This is a genomic window from Bacteroides sp. RCH18 (genome assembly GCF_058231005.1).
Genome location: NZ_JBIPTC010000001.1, coordinates 2533176 through 2558045 on the forward strand (window position 1 = coordinate 2533176; position 24870 = coordinate 2558045).

Annotated in this window: 23 protein-coding genes and 1 tRNA gene; 9 read left to right on the forward strand and 15 right to left on the reverse strand. The window is 40.5% G+C overall.

All coding sequences use genetic code 11. The features are described from left to right. Positions 1-12: 12 nt before the first annotated feature. The 4 genes from radA to ACHLI0_RS10080 all read left to right on the forward strand — a co-directional run bounded on the left by radA (position 13) and on the right by ACHLI0_RS10080 (position 6218). Complete coding sequence (gene radA / locus ACHLI0_RS10065) at positions 13-1380, forward strand: DNA repair protein RadA (RefSeq protein WP_008764082.1); 1368 nt, start codon at positions 13-15, stop codon at positions 1378-1380. A 20-nt stretch (positions 1381-1400) separates the two neighbouring features. Continuing rightward, positions 1401-3053 (forward strand): NAD(P)/FAD-dependent oxidoreductase, encoded by a 1653-nt coding sequence (locus ACHLI0_RS10070; protein ID WP_490749065.1) that lies wholly within the window; start codon positions 1401-1403, stop codon positions 3051-3053. Between the two features lie 15 nt (positions 3054-3068). Beyond that, positions 3069-3671: a response regulator transcription factor gene (locus ACHLI0_RS10075; protein ID WP_413554787.1), complete on the forward strand. Its 603-nt coding sequence runs from the start codon at positions 3069-3071 to the stop codon at positions 3669-3671. A gap of 90 nt (positions 3672-3761) precedes the next feature. Beyond that, the gene (locus ACHLI0_RS10080) at positions 3762-6218 is read left to right on the forward strand and encodes a TonB-dependent receptor (RefSeq protein ID WP_413554786.1); all 2457 of its coding nucleotides are present in this window, start codon (positions 3762-3764) and stop codon (positions 6216-6218) included. An 11-nt stretch (positions 6219-6229) separates the two neighbouring features. On the opposite strand, the gene ACHLI0_RS10085 is transcribed toward ACHLI0_RS10080, so the two are convergent. The 5 genes from ACHLI0_RS10085 to metA form a co-directional block, all read right to left on the reverse strand. Further along, entirely contained in the window at positions 6230-7129 is a 900-nt protein-coding gene (locus tag ACHLI0_RS10085; RefSeq protein ID WP_490749066.1) for a helix-turn-helix domain-containing protein, read from the reverse strand. Positions 7130-7453: 324 nt separating this feature from the next. Continuing rightward, complete coding sequence (locus tag ACHLI0_RS10090; RefSeq protein ID WP_490749568.1) at positions 7454-7948, reverse strand: GNAT family N-acetyltransferase; 495 nt, start codon at positions 7946-7948, stop codon at positions 7454-7456. Positions 7949-7991: 43 nt separating this feature from the next. Continuing rightward, on the reverse strand, positions 7992-9026 hold the full coding sequence (locus ACHLI0_RS10095) for a hypothetical protein (RefSeq protein WP_490749067.1): 1035 nt from the start codon (positions 9024-9026) through the stop codon (positions 7992-7994). Next, the gene (locus ACHLI0_RS10100; protein WP_490749068.1) at positions 9023-10852 is read right to left on the reverse strand and encodes a peptidase U32 family protein; all 1830 of its coding nucleotides are present in this window, start codon (positions 10850-10852) and stop codon (positions 9023-9025) included. The genes ACHLI0_RS10095 and ACHLI0_RS10100 overlap by 4 nt, the downstream gene beginning before the upstream one ends. Beyond that, positions 10849-11766, reverse strand: coding sequence for a homoserine O-acetyltransferase MetA (metA, locus tag ACHLI0_RS10105; protein ID WP_490749069.1), 918 nt, complete (start codon positions 11764-11766; stop codon positions 10849-10851). The genes ACHLI0_RS10100 and metA overlap by 4 nt, the downstream gene beginning before the upstream one ends. Positions 11767-11946: 180 nt before the next feature. Here metA and fdxA point away from each other — a divergent pair, with 180 nt between their 5' ends. Beyond that, positions 11947-12117, forward strand: a complete 171-nt coding sequence (gene fdxA / locus ACHLI0_RS10110; protein ID WP_002559159.1) for a 4Fe-4S ferredoxin — start codon at positions 11947-11949, stop codon at positions 12115-12117. 145 nt (positions 12118-12262) lie between these two features. On the opposite strand, the gene ACHLI0_RS10115 is transcribed toward fdxA, so the two are convergent. The 4 genes from ACHLI0_RS10115 to ACHLI0_RS10130 form a co-directional block, all read right to left on the reverse strand. After that, the gene (locus ACHLI0_RS10115; RefSeq protein WP_008763747.1) at positions 12263-13456 is read right to left on the reverse strand and encodes a pyridoxal phosphate-dependent aminotransferase; all 1194 of its coding nucleotides are present in this window, start codon (positions 13454-13456) and stop codon (positions 12263-12265) included. Between the two features lie 82 nt (positions 13457-13538). After that, on the reverse strand, positions 13539-14753 hold the full coding sequence (locus ACHLI0_RS10120) for a bifunctional 3,4-dihydroxy-2-butanone-4-phosphate synthase/GTP cyclohydrolase II (protein WP_008763746.1): 1215 nt from the start codon (positions 14751-14753) through the stop codon (positions 13539-13541). Positions 14754-14758: 5 nt separating this feature from the next. Continuing rightward, positions 14759-16657 carry an LptF/LptG family permease gene (locus ACHLI0_RS10125; protein ID WP_103878253.1) on the reverse strand — a complete coding sequence of 633 codons (1899 nt, stop codon included), beginning with the start codon at positions 16655-16657 and terminating at the stop codon, positions 14759-14761. A 76-nt stretch (positions 16658-16733) separates the two neighbouring features. Beyond that, positions 16734-17120, reverse strand: coding sequence for an START-like domain-containing protein (locus tag ACHLI0_RS10130; RefSeq protein WP_008763744.1), 387 nt, complete (start codon positions 17118-17120; stop codon positions 16734-16736). 224 nt (positions 17121-17344) lie between these two features. On the opposite strand from ACHLI0_RS10130, the gene ACHLI0_RS10135 reads away from it, so the two are divergent. Further along, positions 17345-17418 (forward strand) — tRNA-Met (locus ACHLI0_RS10135). 243 nt (positions 17419-17661) lie between these two features. Here the strand turns inward: ACHLI0_RS10135 and ACHLI0_RS10140 are convergent. From ACHLI0_RS10140 to ACHLI0_RS10165, 6 genes are all read right to left on the reverse strand, one after another. Next, positions 17662-18498, reverse strand: a complete 837-nt coding sequence (locus ACHLI0_RS10140) for a hypothetical protein (RefSeq protein WP_490749070.1) — start codon at positions 18496-18498, stop codon at positions 17662-17664. A gap of 98 nt (positions 18499-18596) precedes the next feature. Continuing rightward, the gene (locus ACHLI0_RS10145; protein ID WP_004303481.1) at positions 18597-18749 is read right to left on the reverse strand and encodes a hypothetical protein; all 153 of its coding nucleotides are present in this window, start codon (positions 18747-18749) and stop codon (positions 18597-18599) included. Positions 18750-18758: 9 nt separating this feature from the next. Then, positions 18759-19166 carry a hypothetical protein gene (locus ACHLI0_RS10150; RefSeq protein WP_004303483.1) on the reverse strand — a complete coding sequence of 136 codons (408 nt, stop codon included), beginning with the start codon at positions 19164-19166 and terminating at the stop codon, positions 18759-18761. Between the two features lie 67 nt (positions 19167-19233). Next, positions 19234-19638: a hypothetical protein gene (locus tag ACHLI0_RS10155; RefSeq protein ID WP_490749071.1), complete on the reverse strand. Its 405-nt coding sequence runs from the start codon at positions 19636-19638 to the stop codon at positions 19234-19236. 468 nt (positions 19639-20106) lie between these two features. Next, on the reverse strand, positions 20107-20694 hold the full coding sequence (locus ACHLI0_RS10160) for a tyrosine-type recombinase/integrase (protein WP_049703544.1): 588 nt from the start codon (positions 20692-20694) through the stop codon (positions 20107-20109). A gap of 306 nt (positions 20695-21000) precedes the next feature. Next, positions 21001-22026, reverse strand: a complete 1026-nt coding sequence (locus ACHLI0_RS10165) for a DUF3871 family protein (protein WP_490749072.1) — start codon at positions 22024-22026, stop codon at positions 21001-21003. 976 nt (positions 22027-23002) lie between these two features. Here ACHLI0_RS10165 and ACHLI0_RS10170 point away from each other — a divergent pair. The 3 genes from ACHLI0_RS10170 to ACHLI0_RS10180 all read left to right on the forward strand — a co-directional run bounded on the left by ACHLI0_RS10170 (position 23003) and on the right by ACHLI0_RS10180 (position 24686). Further along, positions 23003-23188, forward strand: a complete 186-nt coding sequence (locus tag ACHLI0_RS10170; protein WP_490749073.1) for a hypothetical protein — start codon at positions 23003-23005, stop codon at positions 23186-23188. Positions 23189-23491: 303 nt separating this feature from the next. After that, positions 23492-24499, forward strand: a complete 1008-nt coding sequence (locus tag ACHLI0_RS10175; RefSeq protein ID WP_022471227.1) for an SDH family Clp fold serine proteinase — start codon at positions 23492-23494, stop codon at positions 24497-24499. Positions 24500-24506: 7 nt separating this feature from the next. After that, positions 24507-24686 carry a hypothetical protein gene (locus ACHLI0_RS10180; RefSeq protein WP_490749074.1) on the forward strand — a complete coding sequence of 60 codons (180 nt, stop codon included), beginning with the start codon at positions 24507-24509 and terminating at the stop codon, positions 24684-24686. Positions 24687-24870 lie beyond the last annotated feature (184 nt).

A 24870-nucleotide genomic window follows, 5' to 3' on the forward strand; every position in this document is an offset into this window, starting at 1 on the left:
AGGAAAAAGAAAATGGCAAAAGAAAAAACCGTATATGTATGCAGTAACTGCGGGCAGGAATCACCGAAATGGGTGGGTAAGTGTCCGTCGTGCGGAGAATGGAATACGTATGTAGAAGAAATCGTACGGAAAGAAACGACCAACCGCCGTCCGGTATCGGGCATCGAGACGCAGAAAGCGAAACCTGTTATCCTCAGCGAAATAGAAGCCGATGATGAGCCGCGCATCAATATGCACGACGACGAACTGAATCGTGTATTGGGCGGAGGACTTGTGCCCGGCTCTCTGGTTTTGATCGGCGGCGAACCCGGAATCGGAAAATCGACACTCGTCATGCAGACTGTCTTGCGTATGCCGGACAAGAAGATTCTCTATGTATCCGGTGAAGAGAGCGCACGACAGCTGAAACTACGCGCCGACCGCCTTTCGGAAGTCTCCAGCGACTGTCTGATCGTTTGTGAAACTTCACTTGAACAGATTTACGTACATATCAAGAACACCAGTCCCGACCTGGTCATTATCGACTCCATACAGACTATTTCCACAGAAAATATAGAATCATCTCCCGGAAGCATTGCCCAGGTAAGGGAATGTTCGGCATCGATTCTCCGTTTTGCCAAGGAAACGCATACGCCGGTCCTGCTGATCGGACATATAAATAAAGAAGGTAGTATTGCAGGCCCAAAGGTACTGGAGCATATTGTAGATACAGTTCTCCAGTTTGAAGGAGACCAGCATTATATGTACCGTATTCTGCGAAGCATCAAGAACCGATTCGGAAGTACTGCCGAACTAGGTATTTACGAAATGCGTCAGGACGGATTACGTCAGGTCAGCAATCCTTCGGAGTTACTGTTAAGTCAGGATCATGAAGGGATGAGCGGAGTAGCGATTGCTTCTGCTATCGAGGGAGTACGCCCGTTCCTGATTGAGACACAAGCTTTGGTGAGTTCTGCCGTCTATGGAAATCCTCAACGGTCGGCAACCGGCTTCGATATACGGAGAATGAATATGCTTCTGGCTGTTCTCGAAAAGCGCGTAGGCTTCAAGCTTGCGCAGAAAGATGTGTTTCTGAATATTGCAGGAGGATTGAAGGTGAATGATCCGGCTATTGACCTGGCAGTGATCAGTGCCATCCTTTCTTCCAATATGGATGCGGCTGTCGAACCGGAAGTCTGTATGGCAGGAGAAATCGGTCTGTCGGGAGAGATACGCCCCGTGAATCGAATAGAGCAGCGAATCGGAGAAGCGGAAAAGTTAGGATTCAAACGGTTCCTGCTTCCTAAGTATAACCTGCAAGGGATTGACACCCAAAAACTAAAAATAGAATTAGTACCTGTAAGAAAGGTGGAAGAGGCATTCAGAGCACTCTTCGGATAAGTTTAAATTAATATAAATCCATGACACAAGAATACCAACTCCGCATCCTTCCCGAAATCGCAGCAAACGAACAGCGACTGAAAGAATATATATCTAAAGAAAAAGGCATTAACCTGCGTAATATCACTGCTACCCGAATACTGAAACGGAGCATCGATGCACGTCAACGGACTATCTTTGTCAACCTGAAGGTACGGGCATACATCAATGAGATGCCCAAGGAGGATGAATACGAACGCACTATATATAATAATGTAGAAGACAAGCCACAGGTTATCGTAGTCGGTGCCGGTCCCGGCGGACTGTTTGCCGCCTTACGCCTCATCGAACTCGGACTACGTCCGGTTATCGTAGAACGGGGAAAAGATGTGCGCGAACGGAAAAAAGATCTGGCACAAATCAGCAGAGAACATACCATAAATCCGGAATCGAACTATAGCTTTGGTGAAGGAGGTGCAGGAGCCTATTCGGATGGCAAACTTTACACCCGCAGCAAGAAAAGAGGAAATGTAGACAAGATACTGAATGTATTCTGTCAGCACGGAGCTTCTGCGGCTATACTGGCCGATGCCCATCCTCACATTGGGACAGACAAACTTCCGCGTGTCATTGAAAATATGCGGAATACGATTATCGAGTGCGGCGGAGAAGTGCATTTTCAGACCAGAATGGATGCACTGATTATTGAGAACAACGAAATCAAAGGTATTGAAACCAACACAGGAAAGACTTTTCTCGGTCCTGTGATACTGGCAACCGGACATTCCGCAAGGGATGTATATCGTTGGCTGGCTGCAAACGGTGTTACGATAGAAGCCAAAGGAATCGCTGTCGGTGTCCGGCTGGAACATCCGGCTATGCTGATCGACCAGATACAATACCACAATAAGAACGGGCGGGGGAAATACCTTCCTGCTGCCGAGTACAGCTTCGTGACACAAGCTGAAGGCAGAGGAGTCTATAGCTTCTGTATGTGTCCCGGCGGTTTCATTGTTCCTGCCGCCAGCGGCCCGGAACAAGTTGTAGTAAACGGAATGTCTCCTTCTAACCGCGGATCGCGTTGGAGTAACTCGGGAATGGTGGTAGAGATTCAACCGGAAGATTTAATTAATGGAGAATGGAAAATGAAGAATGGAGAATGGGCTGCGCAACAAAATGAGCAGTTATTAGCCATTAACCCATTGCTGAGCAATTCTCAGCTCTCGACTCTCAATACTCAACTTACTCCCCTTCACTTTCAGGAGGAGTTGGAACGTCAATGCTGGTTGCAGGGTGGCAGGCGCCAAACGGCACCGGCGCAACGTATGCTGGACTTTACCCGCAAGAAGTTAAGCTATGATTTACCGGAGTCTTCATATAGTCCGGGGCTGATTTCTTCTCCGCTTCATTTCTGGATGCCGGACTTTATCAGCAAAAGGTTATCTCTCGGTTTTCAGCAGTTCGGGCGTAGTAGTCATGGTTTCCTTACGAATGAAGCGGTGATGATTGGAGTAGAGACTCGTACTTCTTCCCCAGTCCGCATCGTGCGGGATAAGGAGACGTTACAGCACATCACTGTTCGCGGGTTGTTTCCCTGCGGAGAAGGTGCAGGGTATGCAGGTGGAATTGTTTCGGCAGGAGTCGATGGAGAACGGTGTGCGGAAGCGGTAGCAAATTATATAAACCAACAGTAAAAACTCAGCGATAAGATGAATAATAAACCTGAAATAGCCATTATCGAGTCCAACACCCTCACTTGTCTCGGACTGAAAAGTATATTGGAAGAGATTATCCCAATGGCAACCATCCGTACCTTCCACAGTTTCAGTGAACTAATGGATGATACTCCGGACATGTATGCCCATTACTTCATCTCGGCACAAATCTATGTTGAACACAATGCCTTCTTCCTCCCCCGAAAGCGGAAAACAATTGTGCTGGCCAGTGACAGCCCGCAATTCCAACTGTCGGGTGTGCCTGTACTCAATATCTACGAACCGGAAGAAAAACTGGTGAAAAGTCTTTTGAAGCTTCATCAACATGCACACCACAACGGCTATCCTGTAAAAGATATGCCCCCGATTGCCATGCCGGAGGTACATCAGGAAATCTTATCTGCCCGTGAGATAGAGGTACTGGTACTGATTACCAAAGGATTAATCAACAAAGAGATTGCCGACAAACTGAATATCAGTCTGACTACCGTCATCACCCACAGGAAAAACATCACGGAAAAACTTGGAATCAAGTCTGTATCAGGATTAACCATCTATGCCGTAATGAACGGATACATAGAGGCGGACCGAATCTGACTTCTTAAAAAATGAAGCATAATCCTAATAAATGAGGATTGCCTACTTTATATATTTGCCGTTACTTTGCACCAGACAAATTAACTGCGAATGAAAACAAAGAATATTATGATTGCCCTCGCACTCCTGACGACAGGAACAACATGGGCTGAAGATTTCCCTAAAGATTCTCTTAAAGTAGTAGACATCGAAGAAGTGGTAGTGATCGCCACTCCGAAAGAAAACCGGAAACTACGTGAGCTGCCGGCGGCTACAACTGTATTGTCACAGAAAGACATGCAGGCTAACCAAGTGAACTCCGTGAAAAATCTAACGGGCATTGTTCCTAACTTATTTATTCCGGATTATGGTTCGAAACTGACTACCTCCATTTATATCCGTGGAATCGGTTCTCGTATCAATACTCCATCAGTGGGACTTTACGTAGATAATATTCCTTATATTGACAAATCAGCTTTCGACTTCAATTATGCTGATATTGAACGTATTGATATCCTCCGTGGTCCGCAAGGAACTCTTTATGGCCGTAATACAATGGGAGGCCTCATCAAAGTACACACTAAATCTCCTTTCACTTATCAGGGGACTGATATACGGATGGGAGCTGCCACCTATAACAATTACAATGTTTCATTAACACACTACCATCGTTTATCCGATCGCTTCGCTTTCTCCACCGGAGGATTTTACGAACATACAGGTGGGTTCTTCGAAAATTCAGCAAGAAATAATGAGAAGGTAGATAAAAGCAATGCAGGCGGTGGGCGTTTCCGTGGCATCTATATGCCTACATCCAATCTGAAAATAGATATGGCTCTTAGTTATGAATATAGTGATCAGGGCGGCTATCCTTATTATTACACTGGGATTACTCAAAACGGCATAGCAGAAGCCAAAGAAAAAGGAAAAGTGCTTACTGAAGACCGGGCAGATTATATCGGAAAAATTTCATATAATGACCGGAGCAGCTACTATCGCGGACTGCTCAATACAGGTATTAACATTGAATATCAAGCTCAAAACTTTATTTTAAGTGCCGTAACAGGGTATCAGAATCTGAAAGACCGCATGTTTCTCGATCAAGACTTCACTGAACGGGATATCTTCAATATTGAACAGAAACAACGGTCTAATACCATCTCCGAAGAAATTATCCTAAAAGCTAAACCGGGGAAAAGATGGCAATGGGCAACAGGAGCTTTCGGATTCTATCAATGGCTGCACACCACAGGTCCTGTATTGTTCAAAGAAGAAGGGGTCAAAACGATGATAGAAGATAACGCTAATAATGCTTTTGCAGCAATGGAAGGCAAAGGCCCAACTATGCGCATGACTATACATAACCCCACATTGAGTGTCGGAGGCACTTTTGACACCCCCACCCTAAGCGGCGCCCTCTATCACGAATCAACTTTCAATGACCTATTTACAGAAGGACTTTCTTTCACCGCCGGACTTCGACTCGACTATGAAAAGATAAGCATGAAGTACAATTCAGTCAGCACTCCGGTCGATTTTGACTTTGACCTGAGCATGGCAATGGGGCCTGCTTCACTCAATCTTAGTGATCATAATATGAAAGCTCCTACTTCCTTTGTAGGAAAGTTATCAACAGACTATTTACAACTTCTTCCTAAATTTGCCATCCAATATGAATGGAACAAACGCAATAATATTTATGCTACTGTTGCTAAAGGATATCGTTCGGGAGGATATAATATACAAATGTTCTCTGACCTATCCCAAACAGAGATGACTCGTTCTATGATGAATGCTATTATGGAAAGTCCGAATCTTGGAAAGCATCCCCAATACGGAGCCATATTTGAACAGATGTTAAGTTCCCGGATACCCAATGAACCAGATGTAAAGAAATCCACCACATACAAGCCCGAATATTCATGGAACTATGAGTTGGGAAGCCATCTTACCTTATGGGAAGGCAAACTTTGGGCAGACTTCGCAGTATTCTACATGGATACCCGCGACCAGCAAATTTCCCAATTTGCGGCAAGCGGTCTGGGACGTATCACTATCAATGCCGGAAAAAGCCGCAGTTACGGTGCAGAAGCATCCCTCCGTGCCAGCGTGACCAACGAACTAAGTCTGAACGCAAGTTACGGATATACGTATGCCACCTTTACCGACTATATTATAAATGAAGCAGACAAGGATGGCAACCTGACTGTAAAAGCTGACTACAACGGCAAATATGTTCCCTTCGTCCCCAAGCATACGCTTAATATCGGAGGAGAATACGCCATCACCTGTAGCTCCCGTTCCATCTTCGACCGCGTTGTATTCCAAGCAAACTACAATGCTGCCGGACGCATCTACTGGACCGAACAAAATGACGTCAGCCAAGCCTTCTACGGCACACTGAACTGGCGTGCAAATCTTGAAAAAGGGAATGCAATGATCAGCTTCTGGGCACGCAACTTCCTGGACAAAGACTATGCAGCCTTCTACTTTGAAACGATGAACAAAGGATTTATGCAGAAAGGACGTCCCGTACAATTCGGAATAGATCTCCGCTGCCGATTCTAAGAAATAACAGATCAACTGTTCATATAATCCTTTGGAGACATACCAGCACAGCGCTTAAAGAACTTCCCGAAGAATGATTGATTCGAGAAGTTCAGCTGTTCGCTGATCTGCTGAATGGTCAGCTTCCCTGATTTTAATAATGTCTTTGCTTCAAGTATTACATAAGCATCAATCCACTGCCCTGCCAACTGCCGGCTGACTTTATAAACTACAGTAGAAAGATATTTAGGAGAAATGCACAACAAGTCCGCATAAAACTTCACACTGCGTTCTTTCCGATAGTGTTTCTCCACTTCACCGATGAAACGCTGAAAGATCTCTTCCTGCCGTGTGCGTGAATATTTTGATTGCGATTCTTCCTCTTTGATTACTATAGGCAGCATTCTGTAATACAAAATCTGTACGTAAGACTGCAACATAGGAATCTTGAAAGGATGATCCGACTCCTGCAAAGTCGCTTTAGCAGAACGATAGATCCGGACAAATTCTCCCGCTTCCTTTTCTGCAAAAGTGAAGCAGTGTCTATTCTGCAAACATTTATAAAAAGACATTACCTGAGTCGTCTTTTCCGTAGTAGGCATAAAGTCTGTTCGGGTAGCTATCATAAATCCACGAAAGTCATAACTGATGGAAAGGACTTCAAAAATCATTCCCGTGATTATAACACAAAACATATTCGGACGCAAGACATATTCCTTCAAAGAAATTCGTATATGTATCTCCCCCTCCAGACAAAACAGCACGATAGACATTCCCGCCTGAACAGGAAAGTTGTTTTGTGGTAACTGCTCTACAGGTTCGGAGAAAGGGACCTCTATATTGTCCGATAACACAATCTCCCCTTTTATAAAAGAAGTCATCCCCGTTTCTGTCAGATGCGAAATATCAAGCAAAAAGATACCATTACCCATACTTTATTATTTATTAGAGTATTCAGCAACAAAATTAAGCGATCCGGAACATAAAACCGCCATCATTCGACCTATTGACCAAAATGTTAGACCTTTCGGCCTTGAATCATTATTCAATCAAAAGGAAATTTCAAAGTAATAGGGAAAGGCGGGAAAGTATGGCGGGCACATTCTCTTGCACCAGTTCAAGCCACTTTGTCCCCTGCGGTGAAACTATTAGTTTCAATGCTTGAAACCATTCGTTTCAAAGGTTGAAACCAACAGTTTCATGCCTTGAAACAAAGTAAGGAAAAAGGGGTAGCCGAAAAAAACGATTAGTCTTTATCAAAGGGCAAGTATTCTTTGGTAAGCAATGCGCTCTGTCCCGTTCTTGACATAGATGATGCCACAGCGCTGAAAGCCGTATTTCGTCAGAATGTGCTGCATAACTTTGTTATCCCGATGTGTATCCACACGGATATTCTCAAAATGTTCAAAGCACCAGTTCAGACAGGCTTCCGATACGCCTTTCCTTTTACCGCTGGCAGCCATCCGGTGGATGACACCGTAAGGTTCGTCATTGAGCCACGCACCTTCATAAATATTCAGATAAGTAGGATCTTCGCCTAATATAAAGCAGAAAGTTCCCAATATCTCCCCTTGTTCGTCCGTACAGACAAAGCTATGACCGTCTTCTATCTCCTGACGGATAAATGATTCGGACGGATAGCCGTCAATCCATTGGGTCGCATTCCCATTGGCACGCATAAAAGCACGGGCATAATCATAAATCTCCATCACCAAAGGGAGATCTTTCAATTCGGTAGGTCTGATTTCCATCATTCAGAAGTATGATTTGAATATAAAAACAAGATATAAAAGATTATTCATTAATCGCTCCGCAATGGGGGCAAATACCTTTCTCCTTCAACTTCTCCCCGCAATGTCCGCAACGATACTTATAGCTGATATTCCGATGCACCTTCTTCGCAAAAACCCAGATAAAGAATGCAAGGAACAAATAACCGATATAAATATGTGTCATCAGGATAAAGAAGAAATAGCAGAAAATACAACTGGACATCAGTCCCAGCAGATAAAAGACCGCAGCCGCGGGAGTCAACTGCCGGAACAGGTCATCAAGCACCGCCAAAGCGACAATCAGAAACAACCAGATGCTCAGCAAAAAGACTGAAAGTATAAAAGGTACTTTAAAAGGCGATAAGGTGGGATTGAAATAGAAATGTTCCCACGTATCCGGCACAAAGACCTGCATCGATTCGTAAACCGTCGCACTGAAAGCCATCAGCAGGCAAAGAAACAACGGATAGACACTGTCAATATCATTAAAATAGACCAGTTGCAACTGCTTCCGGCGGAAAGCGCGAAACAGATAGACCCCAACAAACAACGCGAAGATAATCATGAAATAAGAAGCATGCGTATCACTGAAAAAATGGATAGCCTGCGAAATACTGTCCGTCGGCACAAACGATTCTTTCAATTCTGTTTCACGTATCCACCCTTGCTCCTCTTGTGTATGTGCCAGCTTTACCCAAACACTGTCCACACTATCGGCAGGGTGAATGGCAAACTCGGCAACAACCACCCGATCTCCTTTATACAATGCAATGTAGGTGTCCTTGATGGGCAGGCACTCCATTGTTACCGAGTCGGTGGTTACTTCCAGATTCGTATTCCAGGTATAATGCCGGTCATAAAGATAGTTCAGAGAATCTTTTGTCTTCTCCGACAGTTCCTCGGAAGTAAGATCGGGACGCGTATAGTGACAGGATGAAAGGAACAGCAAAGTCAACAGCAGCCCCACGACAGAACAGCACAAAGCGGTACGAAACTTATCTCCGCCGAAAACAAGCTCCGTTACACTCTGCATATCTCTGCCGGGGAATCGTTTCATTGTGCCGCTTTTACTTTCATTTGACAGTTTTTGCAATCGAATTCAAGGCGGAAACGTTTTCCGTCATTCGATACCAGATAATAGGGCTCTTTATAAGGCGAGCGCACTCGTTGATGGATAGGACACCAGCCCATGCTATAACGCAGGCAGTGTTTGCAGAACATCAGCACGGCATCTTCCACCCGTTCCTTTTCATAAGCCTCAGCCACTTGCTGCACTCCATGTTCCCGATAAAAAGAAGCTGCACGGGTGTTCATCACGTTTCCCAAATAAGTAAGTGCAGCCTGCGGAAAAGCATGTGAAGTCGGCTTCCAGACAGCCAGTTCCTGACGGTAATTGATGCGTCGGGCAGCAATCAGCTTTTCTATCGCCTGACGGCGGAAGTCCGCCAAAACAGAAGCCGGTAAGAACCAATTCTCCGAAAAGGAGATTTCGATCTTTTCCGCTTCGAAAGGCGTGTTTCCCAATTTAGCAAGCTGCGTCTTCAAGTTATCAGCCTGTGGAGTCCGAGCCGGCTCTTTCTCACGAGACAGAGTGAGCGTAACGCTGTTATCGTCCTCATCCGTCAGTGTCAGAGAGAAACCGAAGTTGTTATCTGCAAGCAGTATGCTAACGGCAATCTTCCGTTCGGCCGACTTGCGGGAAAGTATGCGTTCAAACTCCTGATCGAAGTTACGATAGAGCTTGGTACGGGGCTTGATGCGGGGCATCTCCTGAGGATAAAGTTTGTTTCCATCCACCCGATTAATCCGGAATCCCTGCAAACGTCCCTGTTCATCAATATAGCAGACACCGTCTCCGTTATTGAATGATTTCAGTCCGGCAACGGTCAGAAAGTTGCCACGGGCTTCTTTCATTGTGCCCATCTCCTCTCCCAATGATTTCGGAGTATCGAAAGAAAAAATATCCTCACTGCGGCCATGCAGGAAGTAATGAGTAAATCCGCGACTGAAGCTCTTGTCCAGCTGCGGTTTAAAGTCGAAACGGCAAGTGCCGGAAGAAGCGCGCACATATTCCGGTCGGCGGGCAAAGACGGCATCCAGCTTCTGACGATAGGCAGCCGTTACATTCTTCACATAAGACACATCTTTCAGACGTCCTTCTATTTTGAATGAGGAAGCTCCGGCATCCAGCAACCGTTCCAGTTCGTCACTCTGGTTCATATCTTTCAAAGAGAGCAAGTGCTTGTCTTTCACAATCACTTTTCCTTCCGAATCGACAAGACTGAAAGGCAAGCGGCAAAACTGCGCACACTCTCCCCGATTCGCGCTGCGCCCGAAACAAGCCTGGCTAACGTAGCACTGACCGCTATAGCTTACGCAAAGCGCCCCGTGTACAAACACTTCCAGCGGAACTTCGGGACAAGTTTCGTGTATCTTCCTTATTTCACGGATCGACAATTCCCGTGCCAGAACAACCTGACGGAAGCCCGCTTCCCAGAGGAACTTCACCCTTTCCGGTGTCCGATTGTCCATCTGCGTACTGGCATGAAGAGGTATCGGCGGAAGATTCAGTTTCGTGATTCCCATATCCTGCACAATCAGAGCATCCACGCCAACCCGATACAGGGCGTGGATCATCTCTTCCGTCTCTTTCAGCTCTTCTTCTTTCAGAATCGTATTGACTGTGACATAGATACGGGCATTATACAAGTGAGCATGTTTTACCAACGCTTCGATATCTTCCAGAGAATTCACAGCCGCTGCACGGGCGCCAAATTTAGGTGCACCGATATATACGGCATCTGCTCCGTGATTGATAGCTTCGATACCACATTCCAGATTCTTCGCCGGGGCGAGAAGTTCTATTTTACGCTGCTTGATCATTCAATATCATTAATGTTGTAAGGCGTTTCCTGATAAACAAAGTAGTTCAGCCAGTTGGAGAACAAAAGGTTGGCATGAGCGCGCCAACGGACCAACGGACCTTTGTCCGGATCATCATCTACGTAATAGTTACGGGGAACTTCGATCGGCAGTCCTTTACCCAGATCACGACGATATTCCGTATCCAAGGTATAGGGAGAGTATTCCGAATGTCCGGTCACGAAGAACTCACGTCCGCCACGTGCCATAGCCATATAAACGCCCGCATCTTTCGATTCGGAAAGCAATGTCAGTTCCGGCACTTTGAGGATGTCTTCCCTGCGTACTTCCGTATGGCGGCTATGCGGCACATAGAAGCAATCGTCAAATCCGCGGAAGATAGAATGGAAAGGTTCCAGTACCCGATGTTCGAAGATTCCGAACATTTTCTGGTCCAGTGGATACTTGGGAACTCCGTAGTGATGATACAGTCCGGCTTGCGCAGCCCAGCATATATATAAGGTAGACGTCACGTGCGTACGTGCCCAATCAAATATTTCGGTAATTTCCTCCCAATAAGTCACTTCCTCGAAGTCCATCTGTTCCACCGGAGCACCGGTGATGATCATGCCGTCGTATTTCTCATTACGCATTTGCTCGAAGTCGGTATAGAACGTTTGCATATGTTCTATCGGCGTATTCTTGGATGTATGACTTTTGATCTTCATAAACGAGATTTCTACCTGGAGAGGCGTATTCGAGAGCAGCCGCACCAAGTCTGTTTCCGTTGTAATCTTCAACGGCATCAGGTTCAGAATCACAATCCGCAACGGACGAATATCCTGTTGCGTAGCACGCGAAGTATCAATTACGAAAATATTCTCTTCCTTCAATAATTCTATTGCAGGGAGCTTATCGGGTAAATTTAAAGGCATAATCGCTATATATTAGTAATTTGGCTGCAAAAATACGAAAAATATAGCACATAATAGGGAGGTTGCTTATTTAGAAGACGTACAAATTAAGTCAATTTAATCAAAGAAGCATACCAAGTAATGAATAAAAGCTTTATTTTTGCCGAACGAATTAGTACTAATAATTTAAATCTTAAAAAAATGGCTTACGTAATTAGTGACGATTGTATTGCTTGCGGAACTTGTATCGACGAGTGTCCGGTAGAAGCTATCTCTGAAGGTGATATCTATTCTATCAACCCAGATGTATGTACTGACTGTGGAACTTGCGCAGACGTTTGCCCGTCTGAAGCTATTCACCCGGCTGAATAATACAATCTACAAAAAAGTATAGGCTGCTTTCTACGGAAGGCAGCCTTTTTTATTTTATCGCTACGGACAAAAGGAAATTGCATAAAAAAACGGTAGACTTTCTTTTTCAGGAGATAGCCTACCGTTCTATATTCTTTAAGATTGCTTATTTCAATTTAGCCAATGCTTCCTTGATTCGGCGGATAGCTTCTACAATGTTTTCATCACTTGTAGCGTAGCTCATACGAATACATTCAGGAGCACCAAAGGAAGTACCGCCTACACAAGCTACATGAGCATCTTCGAGCAGGTACATTGCCAGGTCGTCCGAGTTTTCAATCTTACGTTCGCCGTTGCTCTTTCCGAAGAAGTAGCTACATTTCGGGAACAGATAGAAAGCGCCTTGCGGTACGTTTACTTCGAAACCCGGCACTTCTTTAGCCAACTTCACGATCAGGTCACGACGACGTTCAAATGCCTTCTGCATTTCTTTCACCGGTTCTTGTGTACCTACGTAAGCAGCCTCAGCAGCTTTCTGAGATACCGAGCAAGGACCTGAAGTGTATTGTCCCTGAAGCTTGTTACAAGCTTTCACAATCCATTCCGGACCAGCAATGAAACCGATTCTCCATCCGGTCATTGCATAGGCTTTGGATACACCGTTCACGATCACTGTACGTTCTTTCATTTCCGGGAACTGAGCAATGCTCTGATGTGCACCGATATAATTGATATGTTCGTAAATCTCGTCAGCAATTACCACTACTTGCGGATACTTAGCCAGCACGGCTGCCAGTCCAGCCAGTTCTTCTTTGCTGTAAACAGAACCTGTCGGGTTGGACGGAGAACAAAGAATCAATGCTTTTGTTTTCGGAGTAATAGCTGCTTCCAGTTGTTCCGGAGTAATTTTGAAATCTTGTTCGATGCCGGCAGAAACAATGACAGGAGTACCTTCTGCCATCTTCACCATTTCCGGATAGCTCACCCAGTAAGGAGCCGGTACAATTACTTCATCACCCGGATTTACCAATACCAGGATCGCATTACATACAGATTGCTTTGCACCATTGGCACAAGAAATCTGAGCAGCAGTATATTCTAGACCGTTCTCTTTTTTCAGCTTCTCAACAATCGCATTGCGTAAAGCCGGATAACCCGGTACCGGAGAGTAGCGAGAAAAGTTATCATCAATGGCTTTCTTCGCAGCTTCTTTGATGTGGTCAGGAGTATTGAAATCCGGTTCTCCTACACTTAAGTTAATAACATCAATACCCTGCGCTTTGAGTTCGTTGCTCTTTTGCGACATGGCAAGCGTCGCCGACGGCGACAAGCTGTTCAAACGATCTGATAATTGATTCATTTTGTATCTATTTTATTGTTGTTGAGTGAAATTCGTTGCAAAATAAGCGATAATATTCGACATATGAAAACAAAATGGCATTTTACTTATTAAAATGTAATGTATGTCCCATTCTTTCTTTCTTTGTTCTCAGATATCGCTCATTATAAGGATTAGGAACTGTTTCAACAGGTACATTTTCTACAATTTCCAGTCCATAGGCTTCCAGCCCTACACGTTTCACGGGATTATTTGTCAGAAGTTTCATTTTGTGCACTCCCAGTTCACGCAGAATCTGGGCTCCCACTCCATAGTCGCGTTCGTCTGCCAGGTGTCCTAAGCAAAGGTTGGCGTCAACGGTATCCATACCGTCTTCCTGAAGTTTATATGCTTTCATCTTTTCCATCAAACCGATTCCACGACCTTCCTGATTCAGATAAACCACCACACCTTTTCCTTCTTTTTCAATCATTTCCATCGCTTTATGCAACTGCTCGCCACAGTCACAACGGTGTGAGCCAAGAATATCACCAGTAGCGCAAGATGAATGGACACGCACCAAGATAGGTTCGTCTTCATTCCATGTACCTTTAAATATAGCCATATGCTCCAGTCCATTCGATTTCTGACGGAAAGGAATCAGACGGAACATACCATGTTCGGTCGGCATATTTACCTCAACACCTTTTTCTACGATTGACTCCTGTTTCAGACGATAAGCAATCAAGTCATGAATGGAAATCAGTTTCAGTCCATGTTCATCAGCCATTGCACGAAGTTCCGGCAGACGTGCCATCGTACCGTCATCGCTCATTATTTCCATCAGAGCACCTGCAGGGTAAAGTCCGGCAAGGCGTGCCATATCAATGGTAGCTTCTGTATGTCCGGCACGACGAAGTACTCCTTTTTCCTGTGCATACAGCGGATTAATATGTCCGGGACGTCCGAAAGTAGCCGGTGTAGAAGCAGGATCGGCCAACGCCTGAATAGTAGCAGCACGGTCGGAAGCAGAAACTCCGGTACTACAACCTTCCAGTTTGTCAATTGTCACTGTAAAAGGAGTGCCCAATACAGAAGTATTATCACTGACCTGATGCGGCAAATCCAGTTCTTTACAACGCGACACCGTGATAGGTGCACAGAGCACACCACGCGCATGTTTCAACATAAAGTTAACTTTCTCAGGAGTTATCTTTTCGGCAGCTATGATTAAATCACCTTCGTTTTCACGATCTTCATCATCCACTACAATGACAAACTTGCCTTCTTTGAAATCGGCAATCGCATCTTCTATTCTATCCATTTTAATCTCTTCCATAACACTTATTTATTAATATTCTGTATGATGAATTGAATTTGTTCATTGTTTTTTATTATCCGTTCCATATCTTTCGCCAACCGGACACGGAATGCCCAGATGCGGAAATAAAAGAATAATCCTATAGGGAAAATAACCCCGGCAGCCAGATTCAGCCAATAGGTGTGGAACGGGCGTATATGAGCAGAAACGGAAATAATCGGATAATTGTTTAATGTATTCAGCAAAGTCACAGACTTCGTATTGGACATCTCCTCTATGAGTGTCTCTAACTTTTCATTGATAGATATCATCTCATCATCCTTCTCGCCCGACATCCACAGCTTAAAATAGTTCGGAGCTTTCATCAGGCGATTTTTAGCTATATACTCTTTGCACTCGTCAGTAAGCACCTGCAAATCACCCGGTATGCGAGTATAATCCGGATCGTGAATCACCACCTCTTTCTTGAATAAATGGCGTATGTTACGGATACCGACAATCTTCTTAAACCAATTGATATACGCATCGGCATTGAGCACTACAGAGTCTTTATTTGATTTGTAAGTCAGGAAAGCACCCAACGGGGCAAGCACGGCACTACTGGTCCACACTCCCATCCATACGACCCATCTGCCGTCACGTGCCATCTTATAGCCCGTATTGTCTATGATATAATAAATGATGAATACCATCACCGAAACGATGACCGGCATACCGAGTCCTCCTTTACGGATAATTCCGCCCAATGGGGCACCAATGAAGAAGAACAGCAGGCAGGAAAGTGAAATAGTGATCTTTTTATGCCACTCTATCTCATGCTTCCGCATACTATAATCATGGCTACCCATCGTATAACTCTTGAAGTTTATATCACTGCTCAGGTTTTCCGCACGACTTGCAGCGGATGAAATCACCTTCTGCTTCTGCATCAAAGGAGCTACCTCATAGAGACTGTCGATATTATATTCAGTAATATTCGCCTCCATAATCTTGACCGTATCCTCCTTTGTCAATCCATAGGTGGTACGGAAATTCCCTTCAGAAACTTCCCGGTAATATTGTCTTCCGATACTATCGCCCACCATTTTCATTGAGTCGATGGAGGCTTGCAGCATCGACATATCTTTGGCAGCAGATGTATTGCTCATAATACTGGCATCCGCCATATTAAAGTCTGAGTCAAACTCAATAATCGTATGTTTTTCCCGGAATTCTTCCCGACGATACGGCACATTCTGAGATTTCATACTCTGTGATCTCAGGTTTTCAAATAAATCACCACTGTACAAATGCAGCCAGAGATGCTGCTTGTCTGCAGTCATTTCCATTCGTCCGGAATCTGCATAAATAATATGTGCGTTCTCAAATCCGTCTTTCAGGTTATAGATCAGCACATCATACATCATACCTGTTTTCCGGTTCTTCTTGGCTATCTTCAGGTTATAATCCGGTATTTCCGAATAAAACACCCCCTCCGGGATATCCAATTCCGGAGACTTTTGTTTCATCGAAATAATCAGTGTGTATAGTTTCGTCTGAGCAATAGGCCCCACGACATTTTGGAAATAAAAAGAGACAGCAACCAAACCACAGACAAAGAAAGCCAGCGGGCGCATAATTTTAAGCAAGGATATACCCGCAGCTTTCATTGCGAGCAACTCGTAACGTTCGCCAAAGTTGCCGAAGGTTATTAAAGAAGCCAGCAATATTGCCAACGGCAACGATATTGGCACCAGTGTCAATGCGGAATAAAAGAAGAACTGAGCTATCACACTCATATCCAGTCCCTTTCCGACTAACTCGTCTACATATCTCCACAAAAACTGCATCATGAAGATGAAGAGACAGATGAAGAATGTACCTATAAAGAGCATCAGGAAGCTCTTTACGATAAATATATCTAATTTCTTTATGCGTAGCATCTTAATAGGTTCGTGCAATTAAGACGCAAAATTAGCACAAAAAAAGTAGCATAGAAAATTTTTAGTTGAAAGTTAACTAAAAACCACACGTTCTTCTCAATTTCGCCACTTGCGACTCCCACAATTCTTTCATGTCAGCAACTTCGTCCGCCTCTGCGAAGTCTGTAATTTCTAATACATAGTCACTTGTCAGCTCATTATAAGTCATTTTGATTTCAAAGTAGTCGCGTTCATTTTCGTCATCCTGCCAACGGAAGCGAATAAATGAGAAAGAACGGATCGCAATAATTTCGGCATTTCTTTGTTCAGTCTTCCCCCAATGGAATTCTACGATTTTATCATCAGATACTACTTTATCAGCAAACCAGTCCTCCAACCCGGTCGGTGTGCTAATAGCTGCCCAAAGAATATTTTTAGATGTTGCGTTCAACAAATACTCCAAATGAATTTTTTCTTTTTTCATAGCAATTTCGAATTGTTTTTACGTGTGCCAAGATAAATACTTTTTTCTAATTATGTGGCATAAATCAGACACTTTATTTAAAACTTATTTCTTTTCAAAGCCCCAAACTCCCTATTTATAGGAAAAAGAGAACCTCGTTCTAAAGAAAAAACACAAAAAAGTTATGAATTGTTTTGGAGATTACAGAAAAACATCTATCTTTGCACCCGCAATCGAGAAATGATGGCGGGATAGCTCAGCTGGTTAGAGCGCATGATTCATAATCATGAGGTCCCCGGTTCAATCCCGGGTCCCGCTACTTGATAAGAATAAGGCATTTGGGAGGCTTCCACTTCTGGGTGCCTTTTTCTTTTTTAGCTCCGGTTTGCGCTATGGTTTGCGCCAGCGTCAAATTCAATGTAACATGGTTCAACAAATTTTATCTCTACAAAGATACTATTTTACTTTCAAATTTTAATTGAAAAGATTAATAATACAATTGCACGACATTGCTATTCTATAAAAAACAGCAAATGAATTACTTCAAATGCTGTTTTCTCTTTTACTTTATATCAATGGTATCATATTCAGAAACGTTATCATACTTACCTTCTCCTATTTTCTGTAACCTATCTTTTATCCTTTTATACCGCCTAAATGAACAAGTTGAAGTATTTCTATCATAATCTATGATTTCAGCCTCTATCAGTTCTAATTCATTACATTTACTAAGCCTATCATAACTATTCAAATCCACTCTTTTAACTAAGCTATATTTATAGTAACCACCATAGTAAGCACTTCCTGTTCTTTTGTGTATTGTTATAGTTTTATTTACAGAATCAAAATCTGAATTATAATTGCTGATTTTTCCTGTTGGATTAACAAATGGCGCTTCTGTCAGTTGCTTCACTTCATTATTGGTTATCTTGTAAACATCATAGGTATTGCAATGTCTTGTACCACATCTCCAGTTATTGATAATTAATTCTTCTTCTCCGTCAAAATCCACATCAGAGAAAAAGAATGGTGAGTTATGACTCAAATACTCCTTTGTTGATTTAGGTAAATAATCCAATTCTAATATCATGTTATCTCTAACTTCTTGTTCGTTTACATAATAAAGAACACTGTCAGAAAAGCTTTCATTGTAAATATAGAATCTGTTATCTTCCTTTTCAAAATACAGTAGTGCATTTCCCCATATTTCAGTCTCCCTCTCTTTATCATAAGTATAGTTATACGGCAAACACATAACAGTTACATCAAAGCCATTTACAGGTTGCCTGTACTTTATAAAAATACGTGGTTTAAAGCATTTAAGCTCATCATCAAACAAAGTATTATACAAAAACTTTGCACATTTCATTAAGTTAGCTGCTGCTAACGAATCTTTCATATCCTGTTCACTTGGTTGTCTTTTCCTATCACAAGATAAAACAGAACATAAGAAGATTGGTAATATGCAATATAAAATTTTCCTCATGGACTTTTTTTCTAATTATTACATATAAGATAAATCGCCAAAACCACAACAGGAACGATGATATACAATGCTATTGCTCCTTCTTCAAAACTCCCATTTTCTTTACGTGGACAGGTAATATATGCTATTATCGCATAAATTATAATTCCTATTAATACTCCCATATTTACAGTTTAATTTTTCCTTTTCAACACAATGCTTTTCACATCTTGTATATTTCCCTTCCTGTATATTATCGAAATTTTAAGAACATTTCTAAAAACAGATATTTTAAACTCTTTTTGCCCATTTGCATCAATAGAATAATTAAGAAGTTTATACCCGTTATCAAGTTGCAGAGTGACAATATCTATATTAGAACTATAACATTGCCATGATACCAATACAAAGTCTCCTTCTGTTATATATGCTTTATCTGCATACAATACTATATCTTCTTTAGGTTGATACGCATTATATTCTTTATTCGGATTTTCGTCGACAAATTCTGACACTTCTCTCTTTTTTTCAGTTTTTGTTATTAAAGAAAAGATAAAACTCCCCACTATTCCTGCCAGTGCAACCATTAATAAACTTTCCATAATATATAAATTATAAGTAATTGTAAATGCTAGCCTAATAAGACTAGCATTTTGTTTTTAAACCCTATTATTGTTTTGTGTATGTAATAACCTCTCCTTCACCTTCTTCATCCATATCATCAACTAAAACTAATTTAGAGCCTGTCAGTTCTCGAACATGCATTGAATAAACATCACTCTCTCCGTCGCTATCTTCTTCCCATATCCAAGTAAAGACCTTACTGTTTTCGTCATAAGTATATCTGAAATTTTCTACTCCGTCTTTGTCTAATTGACCATTAGTATAATTAGCACTTGAACCCGTACCGTTTTCATTAATAGTCATTACTTCTTTATATTCCATAGAGTTCCTATTCTCTATATTCACCCAAGTACCTACTAATGGATTTTCATCATCATCATCGCTACAAGAAGTAAAACCTGCACATAAAGCAACAACCAATAAAGTCGCAAAAAATCTAAATGTTTTCATATTCTGTAAATAATCTTTTTGTTAATAATTTCATTTGTAGTATAAGCTGCTCAAAAATTGAGTTGGCTACTTAAAAGATAGTAGCTAAAGTTGTTTCTTAATGTCTGATTCGTAGTTATATATCGTTTTATCCACCCTGTTCCCTTTGGATAGTATTATACAATGAGAAAAGCGTGGGAACTATTGGATATTATCTAATCTGAGGCTCTCGACTGCCCATCTCCAAATAATAAACAATAGCCCACGCCAAACGATATATAGACTATCTTAACAAGATAGGTATATAACATTGACGTGAGCGTTCTTGCCTATTATTCTTGGAGATTGAAATTGTCGAGATTTCAGATTAAGAATAATATTTAAAACGCTCTTCGTTAACTAATATGTCCTTTCAGCCCTAACACATTAGGTATCTGAAATTGCCACAAAGTTACGAAAAGCGTTTGTAATAGCAAGAACTATTGTTTATTAAAAAGTAAGGCAATCATAAGTATTTAACAGCTCTTCTTGTCTCAATCCTAAATATCTCTTAGTAATAGATACACTAGAATGATTAAATAATTCCATTAGCTTAACAAGTGCCAACTCTGAATTATCGCTATTCATATTATACACCTGTCTACCAAATGTTTTTCTTAATGAATGGCATGAAAAGTTTTTAACCGATAGCTTGTATTTGATTTGCATCTTTTTCAATAATACATCAATACTTTGCACCCTGTAAACTGTTCCTTTCTGACTTACCAAAATAGGTGCATTTATTCCAATCGGTTGTATCTGTTTATAACAATCTGCAATGTGCCGTTTTAACTGCTGATTAATTCTGATAGTACGCTGCTTTCCTGTTTTCTTCTCTATTATCGTAAATTCATCAACATTTAAAATCTGTTTCCAATGCAAGGCAAGCATATCACTTATTCGTAGTCCCCAAAAACAACCTATTGCAATAAGTAGGGACATCTTATAATCTTCGTCTTTATAAAGAGAACGAACTAGGTTCATAGCTTCTCCCCATTGTAGATAATCGGCTGTTGTATTACTATATTTCAAGCTCATAAATATTCAATTTTATAAGTAAATAAATAAAAGTGAATATTCCACCAATACCACCAAGCAACCTATAAAGCTAACTTACTGATTTATAATGAAACATTCACTTTGTATATTAGTGACGATTATTCGCTTCTTCCACTTCCCATAAGCCAATTAAAAGAATAAGTAGGATTAACGGAACACAACCTGTTATAAAAGACAATACCACCCAAAAGAGCCAAACAAGTATCCTATAATAAAACATGATTCTTTGTTTTACGTAGTTAATAAAATAGGAGAATACCCATTTCTGAATATTCCCCTGTTTAATCAATCAATAAACCACTTATATTTAGTGTCTCCATGCAAAGCGGCATTTATTCCCGTTGCTATTTCAGTAGCATTTACCGCTCTATCCAAAAACGTGTCGATATAACTATTTTTACACGCTCCAGTTAACAAATTAAAGAATTCCCACATAGATAAGTCACTTCCCAAGCTACCAAAGTTCTCATCATTGATATAAGCCCTAGCCACATTGTTAATCTGTGTATCAGTAAATAACATACGTGGAATATCTTTCTGATAACTTTGTGGCAATGATTGATAAAGTCTCATTCTCCCAAGTAATTGGCAAAATTGATGTTCTGTGAGATATGAGTTACCAAGTGTTTGCATTAAATGTAGATGTTTTGCAGGTTGATAACTCTGAAACATTTCTAATACAGCCCGATATAAATCTTTGGTATTAGTAACTTCCAAGCAACTAAGAAAACCGTCTGTTGATACACACAAATTTGTGCATACTTTACAGGTAAAGCCTATAAAAGTTTTTACCCTCTCTGCTCCCTTCTTGCTATACAAATTGGTATGATTATAAGCACGAACACCACCAATAGTAAGAATTAGCTTATTTCCGTTCACCGTTTCGTAAATCGTAGGAATCTGAATAATAAAAGCACATCTTTCGTAGTAGATAGTCTTATCACTTTCAAGAAGTTGATTTGCAGGTTTGTGTATTGCCTCTGGTATACGACCCTTAATAACATGACTTACACGAATATCGGGCTTATCAATGCTTTCACCACTGAAAAAAGTATTTGCAGCGTCATAAACAGTCTCTATAAATGCAGGGTGAGAAATTGTAAGCTCATTATCTTTAGCAAATACGGGTGTAATACAATCTTCTTTCAAATGTTGCATTGTAACCTCTAGTGTATTAGCTTCCAAGAAATGAGGATTCTCTTTCTTTACCTGTGGCTGTTCTTCGATTATTACCGCTTCTTCTGCATATTCACCAAAGTTACTTTCCCTTCTTACTTGTGGCACATTGCCAATAATTTGTAGATTTCTCATAACGAATAAAATTTTAAATGATTTATAAATTGATTACGTGGAGAATAGATATTTCACTTTTCTTCCAACTACCCTAGGGGGTGTTAGAACTACTCTTCACGTGTTCATGTAACTTTCAATTCAGTAAATCATAGGAGAAATAAACTGATATATATTTGAGCTCTATTTTTATAGGTAGGGGATTATTATATATGTATTTATTGACGCATATTTTCTACTTCATAATGAATATTTAGACATTAAGAATGTGCATAACATATAACAATGTTTGAAGAATGAGTATCATTCATTTTTAGCTTCCAATTATTCGTAATTTGTGTATCCATGAAGGAAAGATTACGTATTGCATTGAGGCTTATTATCTCCATTTCAATTATACATACGGTAATTTACTTTTTCAATCTATAGATAAGCCATGTTGATAGATTTTATTGCAGTCGCTATATACTGTATTAGACGATTTCTTTTTCTCCATAAATGGAACTACTTTAGACCATTACAGAATGTGGCATAACCATATAACCAATGTTTGAAGAATGAGTATCATTCATTTTTAGCTCCCAATTATCGTAAATTTGTATCCATGAAGAAAGATACCGTATTGCATTGAGCTTATTATCTCCATTCCCAATACTACCAATACGGTAATTACCTTTTCACAATCTCCATAGATAAAGCATGTCTGATAGATTTATTGCAGTCGCTATATACTAGTATTAGACGACCTTTTTCATTTTGTAGCATAACCATAAAAAGTAGGCAATTTGACGTCTGCCTACCGCTTGTGGTTATGAAAATTTCTTCATATTACCTACCATGTCAGAAGTATATACCTATCAAGAATTACGTGAATTAGCCTTGAAACACGGAATCAGAGATAATAAAGTCCATATCGGTGTATGGTTACAGACACAAGGCTATCAGAAACAAAGAATACAGATTAACCACATTAGAAAAACATTTTATTTAAAATCCCATGATTGAGACAAGAATCCCAATAGCACCTGACACAAGTACCACCCTTTCAGATGAAACAACAGAGCATATCATTCATCGTAAAATGACAATCAAAATAGACAAAGATTATTTAAGAAAAAAGTATCCTGAACTATTCGAGCGACTAGCAAAAATAAAGCTACCACCTGCTTATAAGAAAAAATAATATATCAACACCAAAAGCCATAGTTAAGCACATTTGCTAGTATACTATATGCAATCAATTAGTAAAGACTTTATTTGTCAAGGTTCCTATTGTAAACCCATTTTATTAATAGATATATTTTCTATGCTTCACGCTTTGACTAAATACTGCGTACCACATAAACCTTAGTTAAGTATATTGTTTTTAAATTAAAGAGACATAAAAAGTATGTTATACGACAACAATTTAGATATTTATCCCATTATCTTTTTTCAAATTAAAAATGTTTTTCTAAGTTTGCATGAAAAATAAAAAGTAATTTATATGCGGGTAGATAGATTAAAATTATATAGGCAATTAGAGGAAAAAAGGAACTCTAAGTTATTGGTTTATGTCACAGGTACACGCCCAGGACTTGAAACACAAATTGCTAATGATATTTTACCTAAGATATCAAAGCATTTAGATAAAATTGGAGATGCTGAGAAAATCTCATTATATCTATACACGAATGGTGGAAACACGTTAACAGCTTGGAGTTTAGTAAATCTTATAAGAAGTTTTTGTAAGAATTTTGAAGTTATAATACCAGCTAATTGTTTTAGTTCAGGAACCCTTATTTGTCTAGGAGCTAATAACCTAGTAATGACCAAACAAGCAACACTTGGTCCAATCGACCCAAGTATAAATGGACCATTAAACCCCATGATACCTGGTATATCAGACCCTAATGCAAAGGTTCCCGTTAGTGTAGAGTATGTAAATGCTTACATTGAAATGGCAAAAAAAGACTTTGGTATAACTGACCAAAGAAGTATGACTGAAATTTTATTGCATCTTTCAGAAAAAATACACCCATTAACATTAGGACAGGTATATAAGTCTAAAAGCCAAATACAAATGTTAGCTCGAAAGTTAATGAAATGGCAAAATTTAGGGGAAGAAAAAGAGGATGCTATTATCAAGTTTCTTTGTAGTGAATCAGGCAGCCATGACTATTCTATCCGAAGAAAAGAGGCAAATGAAAGCTTAGGACTCACCATTGAAAAACCTACTACAGAACTATATTCTATCATAAAAGATATCTATGATGACATTAGTAATGAAATGGAATTAGAGAATCCATATAACCCTGCCATTATATTAAATGGTGCAAGTAATTATCCATATTCTTTTAGAAGAGGATTAATCGAGTCTTTAAATAATGGGACAGACGTTTTCTTAAGTGAAGGAACCTTATCTAAACAATCTTTCATACCTGCACCAGGTATGCCTCCTCAAATAAATCTTAGTGATGATAGAACCTTTGAAGGTTGGAAACATGAAAATTGATACACATATGGAAACAAAAAGTTATAAAATTTCAGATTCTGGATATAATCCAAAGATTCAGATAACAACAGGAGCATTTAGTACAAAATATTTTCATGAAAATTCTGCAGTTAAAAATACAACTGCTGAAATTATGAAAAATAGAACTATAACTATATCTAACACAATAAAAAAAAATAGTTTCTAAATTGACACTAATAGAATAAAATGAGGATATTTATGGCAATATTCTCATTTTATATTTATTAATCTTTCGTTATAGAAACATTCATATTACGCATAATCCTTTATATAATTGCAAAAGTAAGAATAGACATTTTTTTAACTTTCCACACATGTAAAAGCTAATTTTCTTAGTAAGTTTGTGTCAA

Coding starts and splice junctions, on each gene's coding strand:
- radA (WP_008764082.1), top strand. CDS start 13: ATGGCAAAAGAAAAAACCGTATATGTATGCAGTAACTGCGGGCAGGAA.
- ACHLI0_RS10070 (WP_490749065.1), top strand. CDS start 1,401: ATGACACAAGAATACCAACTCCGCATCCTTCCCGAAATCGCAGCAAAC.
- ACHLI0_RS10075 (WP_413554787.1), top strand. CDS start 3,069: ATGAATAATAAACCTGAAATAGCCATTATCGAGTCCAACACCCTCACT.
- ACHLI0_RS10080 (WP_413554786.1), top strand. CDS start 3,762: ATGAAAACAAAGAATATTATGATTGCCCTCGCACTCCTGACGACAGGA.
- ACHLI0_RS10085 (WP_490749066.1), bottom strand. CDS start 7,129: ATGGGTAATGGTATCTTTTTGCTTGATATTTCGCATCTGACAGAAACG.
- ACHLI0_RS10090 (WP_490749568.1), bottom strand. CDS start 7,948: ATGGAAATCAGACCTACCGAATTGAAAGATCTCCCTTTGGTGATGGAG.
- ACHLI0_RS10095 (WP_490749067.1), bottom strand. CDS start 9,026: ATGAAACGATTCCCCGGCAGAGATATGCAGAGTGTAACGGAGCTTGTT.
- ACHLI0_RS10100 (WP_490749068.1), bottom strand. CDS start 10,852: ATGATCAAGCAGCGTAAAATAGAACTTCTCGCCCCGGCGAAGAATCTG.
- metA (WP_490749069.1), bottom strand. CDS start 11,766: ATGCCTTTAAATTTACCCGATAAGCTCCCTGCAATAGAATTATTGAAG.
- fdxA (WP_002559159.1), top strand. CDS start 11,947: ATGGCTTACGTAATTAGTGACGATTGTATTGCTTGCGGAACTTGTATC.
- ACHLI0_RS10115 (WP_008763747.1), bottom strand. CDS start 13,456: ATGAATCAATTATCAGATCGTTTGAACAGCTTGTCGCCGTCGGCGACG.
- ACHLI0_RS10120 (WP_008763746.1), bottom strand. CDS start 14,753: ATGGAAGAGATTAAAATGGATAGAATAGAAGATGCGATTGCCGATTTC.
- ACHLI0_RS10125 (WP_103878253.1), bottom strand. CDS start 16,657: ATGCTACGCATAAAGAAATTAGATATATTTATCGTAAAGAGCTTCCTG.
- ACHLI0_RS10130 (WP_008763744.1), bottom strand. CDS start 17,120: ATGAAAAAAGAAAAAATTCATTTGGAGTATTTGTTGAACGCAACATCT.
- ACHLI0_RS10140 (WP_490749070.1), bottom strand. CDS start 18,498: ATGAAAGATTCGTTAGCAGCAGCTAACTTAATGAAATGTGCAAAGTTT.
- ACHLI0_RS10145 (WP_004303481.1), bottom strand. CDS start 18,749: ATGGGAGTATTAATAGGAATTATAATTTATGCGATAATAGCATATATT.
- ACHLI0_RS10150 (WP_004303483.1), bottom strand. CDS start 19,166: ATGGAAAGTTTATTAATGGTTGCACTGGCAGGAATAGTGGGGAGTTTT.
- ACHLI0_RS10155 (WP_490749071.1), bottom strand. CDS start 19,638: ATGAAAACATTTAGATTTTTTGCGACTTTATTGGTTGTTGCTTTATGT.
- ACHLI0_RS10160 (WP_049703544.1), bottom strand. CDS start 20,694: ATGAGCTTGAAATATAGTAATACAACAGCCGATTATCTACAATGGGGA.
- ACHLI0_RS10165 (WP_490749072.1), bottom strand. CDS start 22,026: ATGAGAAATCTACAAATTATTGGCAATGTGCCACAAGTAAGAAGGGAA.
- ACHLI0_RS10170 (WP_490749073.1), top strand. CDS start 23,003: ATGATTGAGACAAGAATCCCAATAGCACCTGACACAAGTACCACCCTT.
- ACHLI0_RS10175 (WP_022471227.1), top strand. CDS start 23,492: ATGCGGGTAGATAGATTAAAATTATATAGGCAATTAGAGGAAAAAAGG.
- ACHLI0_RS10180 (WP_490749074.1), top strand. CDS start 24,507: ATGGAAACAAAAAGTTATAAAATTTCAGATTCTGGATATAATCCAAAG.